Genomic DNA, 6,371 nt, shown 5'->3' on the forward strand with positions numbered 1-6,371 from the left:
GACAGGTTCTCATTAGGCGAAACGAGAGGCGTTCTCAGCGGTAACCCGCCGCCTGCAGCTCGAACAGCTCGGCGTACCGTCCTCCCTGGGCCATCAGCTGCTCATGGGTACCGCTGGCCTCGATGCGGCCATCGGCCAGCACCAGGATGCGATCGGCCATGCGTACCGAAGAGAAACGGTGGGAAATCAGCACTGCCGTACGATTATCCGCCAGCTCCCTGAACCGCTGGAACACTTCGAACTCACTGCGCGCATCCAGCGCTGCCGTTGGCTCATCCAGGATCATCACCTGCGCATTGCGCATCCACGCGCGGGCAATGGCGATCTTCTGCCACTGCCCACCGGACAGGTCCACGCCCTGCTTGAAGCGGCGCCCGATCAGCTGGTCGTAGCCGCCGGGCAGCGCCTCGATCACGTCCTCGGCCATGCCACGCCGTGCCGCGTCGGCGATGCGCGCCTGGTCGTCCATCGCCTCGACCTGGCCGACGCCGATGTTCTCGCCGGCGCTGAGGTTGTAGCGCACGAAGTCCTGGAAGATCACCCCGAGGTTGGCGCGCAGGTCGTCCAGGTCGTAGTCGCGCAGGTCGCGGCCATCGAGCAGGATGCGGCCCTCATCCGGTTCGTAGAGCCGTGCCAGCAGCTTGACCAGGGTGGTCTTGCCGGCGCCGTTCTCGCCGACCAGGGCCAGCACTTCACCGGCGTGCAGCCGGAAATCCAGATGGCGCACCGCCCACTGCTCGGCGTCGGGATAGCGGAAGCCGACGTTGTCGAACACGAAGCCCTGCTGGATCGGCTGCGGCACGCGCACCGCACCTTCGCGCGAGTGGATCTCCGGCTCGATCTGGAAGAACGAGAACAGGTCATCCAGGTACAGCGCCTGGCTGGCCACCTGCGAGAAGCCGATCAGCAGGCCTTCCAGCAATTGGCGCAGGCGCAGGAAGCTGCCGGCGAGGAAGGTCAGGTCGCCGATCGAGAAGTCGCCGCGCACCGTGCGCCAGGCAATGTAGGCGTAGGCGGTGTAATAGCCCAGCGTGCCCAGTGCAGCCAGTAGCGTGCCCCAGAACGCGCGGCGCCGTGCCAGGGCACGGTTGGCCTGGAACAGCGCCACCGACAGGCGCCGATAGCGCTCGACCAGGAAGCGGTGCAGGTTGTAGATCTTCACTTCCTTGGCCGTTTCCACGCTGGCACCGAGCTGGCGCAGGTAGTCGAGCTGGCGGCGCTCGGGCGTCCACTGGAAGTTGAGGCTGTAACCGGCCGCATTGAAGTGCGATTCACCGATGAAGGCCGGCACCAGTGCCAGCGCCAGCAGCAGGATCAGCCACGGTGCGTAGACCAGCAGGCCAATGGCGAGGCTGGCCACGGTGATCGCGTCCTGGACCTGGCCGAACAGCTGGCTCATCAGGTTCATCCGGCCCATGGTCTGGCGCCGCGCGCGGTCCAGCTTGTCCTGCAGGTCCGGGTCCTCAAAGTCCTCCAGGTCCAGCGTTGCCGCGTGTTCCATCAGCCGGATGCTGGTGACGTTGGCGAACAGTTCCGAAAGCAGGGCATCGGCATAGCTGACCAGCCGGCCAAGCAGGTCCGAGGCGATGGCCAGGCCGAATTCCAGCGCCAGCAGGCCCAGCAGCGGATTGAGCAGGCCACTGGACAGCGCTTCGCCCAGTGGCGGGAAGCCGGCATCGTGCTGGCTCAGGTGCAGGGCGCTGTCGATGATCAGCTTGCCGACATAGAGCATCGCCACCGGCAGCAGGGCGCGGATCAGGCGCAACCCCAGGCTGGCCAGGGTGAGCGCCGGACTGGTCTGCCAGACCATGCGCAGGAACGGCGGCAGGTTGCGCATCGCCCTGAAGCGCTGGCGCAGGCTGGGTTTCTTCGCGGCGGCAGCGCCAGCGGTGGGGGTAGCAGGCATGCGCATATTGTGCGCGCCTGATACGTGCAGAGGGGGTCAGTGCAGCCGTGTGGCAGCACCGGGGTCAGATCCCTCTGCCACGCAAAGGGCTCTGACCCCATCAGCCCGGATCGGGTCAGAGTCCTTCGCGAAGCGAAGGGATCCGACCCTCTCCGCCAACCCACAGTAGCGCTGGCTTTTGATGTTGCTCTGGTTGTTGCCTCTGCGGGTGCCGGGCGGCAGCCCAGCCAACAGGACCTTTTACGGCAGCGGCGGCAGCAACCCCGCACCCAGCCGGTTCCACGCATTGATCACCGCAATGCCCATGCTCAGGTCACTGATGCCCTTCTCATCGAAGTGCGGTGCCAGGGCGTCGAACGCCGCCTGCGACGGCGCACCGTCGGTCAGCCGGGTCAGCGCCTCGGCCCAGCCCAGTGCCGCGCGTTCGCGCGCATCGAAGAAGCGGCTTTCGTGCCACGCCGGCAGGGTGTCCAGCTTGCGCGGCTCGATGCCGCCCTTGCGCAGCGCGGTGCCGTGCATGTCCATGCAGTAGCCGCAGCCGTTGAGCTGCGACACCCGCAGGAACACCAGTTCCATCAGGGTCGGATCGATCGAGCTGTCGTGCACCGCCTTGCTGGTGGCCAGCAGGCCCTTGAAGGCATCGGCGGCCAGGCGGGTGTAGGGGACGCGGGGAGAGGCGTGGTCGGACATTTTCGGCTCCACGGCGGCCACGGTGGCCGCCTTTCACTACCAGGACGCCGCAGCATCATCGCGCGTGACAACTGTCGGCAGCTTTTCCGGATTCAGCACGCTGTAGACGTTGGCGATGCGGCCATCGACCACTTCGATGGTGGTGATCGAGTGCAGGCGGTCGCCCTGGAAACGCAGGATCGCCGGTTCGCCGTTGACATAGCCCAGCTGCGCCGGATGCGCTGCACCGCGGCGGGCGATGGCCCAGAACAGGCGGCCGATGCGCTCGGCGCCCCGCAGCGGTCGGACCGCTGCGGTAACCACGCCGCCACCGTCGGAGACCAGCAGCGCGTTGGCGTGCAGCAGCGCCTGGATCGCCTCGCTGTCGCCGCGCTGTGAGGCGTCCATGAAGCGCGCCAGCAGCTGCCGGTGCTGGCTGGCGTCGGCGTTGAAGCGCGGTCGCCCGGCCTGCAGGCGCTGCCGGGCACGGTGCACCAGCTGCCGGCAGTTGGCCTCGCTGTGGCCGATCAGCTCGGCGATCTCGCGGTAGTCGTGGTCGAAGGCCTCCTTCAGCAGGAAGGCGGCGCGTTCCTCTGGGCCGAGCTGTTCGAGCAGGGTCAGGAAGGCGACCGAGACGTCGTCGGCCAGCGCATGCAGCTGGGCCGGACCGGGCGCCGGGTCCGGCTCCAGGGTGACCGCCAGCGGTCCGGCCAGCCATGGGCCGACGTAGTGGACGCGCTCGCGCTTGGCCGCACGCAGCCGGTCCAGGCCGAGCCGGGTGGTGGTTGTGACCAGCCAGGCCTCGGCATCGCGGACGGCCGCAGGATCGGCGCCGGACCAGCGCAGCCAGGCATCCTGGACCACGTCTTCGGCGTCGGCGCGGCTGCCGAGCAGGCGGTAGGCCAGGGCCATCAGGCGCGGGCGGTGGGTCTGGAAGGCGGTTTCGGCGTTCATGGGGGCAAGGACGCCGCAGCGGCGCGTGGCGTGACAGAGCGTCCGGGGAATCTTGCCGGCCGGCGGCCGACCCTACCACCCCGGGGCCGGGGGAGGGGGTAAAATGGGCGGATTACCCCCCGCCAGCCTCGAGCAAGCGAGCAAGCCGTGACATCGATCAAGCAGGAAGACCTCATCCAGTCCATCGCCGACGCGCTGCAGTACATCTCGTACTACCACCCGGTCGACTACATCAAGAACCTTGCCGCCGCCTACGAGCGCGAGCAGTCGCCGGCCGCGAAGGAAGCGATGGCGCAGATCCTGATCAATTCGCGGATGTGCGCCGAAGGCCACCGTCCGATCTGCCAGGACACCGGCATCGTCACCGTGTTCCTGGAAATCGGCATGGACGTGCGCTGGGATGACGCCACCATGGGCGTGGAAGAGATGGCCAATGAAGGCGTGCGCCGCGCCTACATGCACCCGGACAACAAGCTGCGCGCCTCGGTGCTGGCCGATCCGGCCGGCAAGCGCATCAACACCAGGGACAATACCCCGGGCGTGGTCAACGTCAAGGTGGTGCCGGGTAACAAGGTCGACGTGATCGTCGCCGCCAAGGGCGGTGGTTCGGAAGCGAAGACCAAGTTCGCCATGCTCAACCCGTCCGACTCGATCGTCGACTGGGTGCTGAAGACCGTGCCGACCATGGGCGCTGGCTGGTGCCCGCCGGGCATGCTCGGCATCGGCATCGGTGGCACCGCCGAGAAGGCGATGCTGCTGGCCAAGGAGGCGCTGATGGAGCCGATCGACATCACCGAGCTGCAGGCCCGGGGTGCGTCCAACCGCATCGAAGAGCTGCGCCTGGAGCTGTACGAGAAGGTCAACGCGCTGGGCATCGGTGCACAGGGCCTGGGCGGCCTGACCACCGTTCTGGACATCAAGATCAATGATTATCCGACCCATGCGGCCAACCTGCCGGTGGCGATGATCCCCAACTGCGCGGCCACCCGCCATGCGCACTTCACCCTCGATGGCAGCGGCCCGGTGATGCTGGACCCGCCGTCGCTGGAAGACTGGCCGAAGCTGACCTACGACGCGTCCAAGGGGACCCGCGTGGACCTGGACACGATCACGCCGGAAGACGTGGCCAGCTGGAAGCCGGGCCAGACCCTGCTGCTCAACGGCAAGCTGCTGACCGGCCGCGATGCTGCGCACAAGCGCATGGTCGACATGCTCAACAAGGGCGAGCAGCTGCCGGTCGACCTGAAGGGCCGCTTCATCTACTACGTCGGCCCGGTCGATCCGGTGCGCGACGAAGTGGTGGGCCCGGCCGGCCCGACCACCGCCACCCGCATGGACAAGTTCACCGAGCAGGTGCTGGCACAGACCGGCCTGCTGGGCATGGTCGGCAAGGCCGAGCGCGGTCCGGCTGCCATTGAAGCGATCAGGAAGCACAAGTCGGCCTACCTGATGGCCGTCGGTGGCTCGGCCTACCTGGTGTCCAAGGCGATCAAGGCGGCCAAGGTGGTTGGCTTCGCCGACCTGGGCATGGAAGCAATCTACGAGTTCACCGTGCAGGACATGCCGGTGACCGTGGCGGTCGACTCCACCGGTGAATCGGTGCACAAGACCGGTCCGCGCGAATGGCAGGCCCGCATCGGCAAGATTCCGGTGGTGGTGGAGTAATTCCGCCCGCTTCGATCCAGACAACGGCGCCGGTGTGGCGCCGTTGTCGCAAGGCAATGGGGTTGACGATCGCGCGGCATCGCTCTGCTAGGCTTGGCACGACCTCGCACAGGATGTGTCCATGACCCTGCATCGAACCTTTGCGCTCGCGTTCCTGCTGATCCTGGCCGGCTGCAGCACAACGTCATCCTATGAAGGCGCCGACTTCTCCGCATCGGCGCAATGCCGCATGCAGTGCCAGGCCAGCTATCGCAGCTGCATGGCGCAGAATGATTCCATCGGCAGCCGCCAGAACAGCTGCGAACAGCAGGTGGTGCCAGCACCGGACGAGCGCTGCAAGGACGTTGCCAACCCCGAGCTGCGCCGTTCCTGCGAACTGAAGGCGCATGACTGCACGCTGCGCGCGCCGATGATGTCGTGTGGTGAACGCCGGGATTCCTGCATGAGCAGTTGCGGCTGAGCAACGAACACCCGCGTGCGCGCATAATCGGCCGCTCCACCTGCACAGGATCCGCTGCATGAGCACCACGCTGTATGGTTCGACAAGCACCGCCGCCCTGGTGGTGCACTGGCTGCTGATCGAGCTCGGCATCGAGCATGGGTTGGTGCTGCTGGATTTCGACGCGCGCGAGCACAAGTCGGCGGAGTACCTGGCACTGAATCCCGCCGGCGTGGTGCCGACGCTGCTGATCGATGGCCTGGTACTGACCGAAGCGGCGGCCATCGCGCTGTATCTGGCCGACCGGCACCCGGAGGCCAACCTGTTGCCGGCGCTGGGCACGCCGCAGCGCGGTGATGCCTACCGCTGGATGTTCTGGTGTGCCAATACGCTGCAACCTGCGTATCGGGCCTGGTTCTATCCGCACGAAGTGGCCGGCGAAGCGAACATCGACGCCAGCCGCGAGATGGCACGGCAGCGCCTTGAGGCGGCCTGGCAGCACGTCGCCACGCACCTGCAGCGGCACGGTCCGTATCTGCTGGGCGCCGCGCCCTGCGTGGCTGACTACATGCTGGTGATGCTGATGCGCTGGTCGCGCAACATGCCCCGGCCCAGCGACACCTGGCAGGCGCTGAAGGCACACGCCACCGCGATGAAGGCGCGCCCGGCGTTCGCCGAGGTCTATCGCCGCGAAGGCATCACCGACTGGCGGTAGCCAGAAAAGGGGACGGAGGGGAT

Annotated in this window: 6 protein-coding genes; 3 read left to right on the top strand and 3 right to left on the bottom strand. The window is 67.1% G+C overall.

All coding sequences use genetic code 11. The features are described 5' to 3' along the window. Window positions 1–34: 34 nt before the first annotated feature. The 3 genes from ARC23_RS01600 to ARC23_RS01610 all read right to left on the bottom strand — a co-directional run bounded on the left by ARC23_RS01600 (window position 35) and on the right by ARC23_RS01610 (window position 3,529). Entirely contained in the window at window positions 35–1,906 is a 1,872-nt protein-coding gene (locus ARC23_RS01600) for an ABC transporter ATP-binding protein (protein ID WP_057495608.1), read from the bottom strand. Between the two features lie 240 nt (window positions 1,907–2,146). Continuing rightward, window positions 2,147–2,596: a carboxymuconolactone decarboxylase family protein gene (locus tag ARC23_RS01605; RefSeq protein ID WP_057495595.1), complete on the bottom strand. Its 450-nt coding sequence runs from the start codon at window positions 2,594–2,596 to the stop codon at window positions 2,147–2,149. A gap of 36 nt (window positions 2,597–2,632) precedes the next feature. Then, a complete protein-coding gene (locus ARC23_RS01610; RefSeq protein WP_057495596.1) occupies window positions 2,633–3,529 on the bottom strand; it encodes an RNA polymerase sigma-70 factor in 897 nt (298 codons plus the stop codon). A 147-nt stretch (window positions 3,530–3,676) separates the two neighbouring features. Between ARC23_RS01610 and ARC23_RS01615 the strand changes: the two genes are divergently transcribed. The 3 genes from ARC23_RS01615 (at window position 3,677) to ARC23_RS01625 (ending at window position 6,348) form a co-directional block, all read left to right on the top strand. Next, window positions 3,677–5,194 (top strand): fumarate hydratase, encoded by a 1,518-nt coding sequence (locus ARC23_RS01615; protein ID WP_057495597.1) that lies wholly within the window; start codon window positions 3,677–3,679, stop codon window positions 5,192–5,194. A gap of 121 nt (window positions 5,195–5,315) precedes the next feature. Beyond that, window positions 5,316–5,654, top strand: coding sequence for a hypothetical protein (locus ARC23_RS01620; protein WP_057495598.1), 339 nt, complete (start codon window positions 5,316–5,318; stop codon window positions 5,652–5,654). Between the two features lie 58 nt (window positions 5,655–5,712). Continuing rightward, window positions 5,713–6,348 (top strand): glutathione S-transferase family protein, encoded by a 636-nt coding sequence (locus ARC23_RS01625; RefSeq protein ID WP_057495599.1) that lies wholly within the window; start codon window positions 5,713–5,715, stop codon window positions 6,346–6,348. Window positions 6,349–6,371: the final 23 nt, after the last annotated feature.

The sequence above is a fragment of the Stenotrophomonas beteli genome (assembly GCF_001431665.1).
Taxonomy (GTDB): domain Bacteria; phylum Pseudomonadota; class Gammaproteobacteria; order Xanthomonadales; family Xanthomonadaceae; genus Stenotrophomonas; species Stenotrophomonas beteli.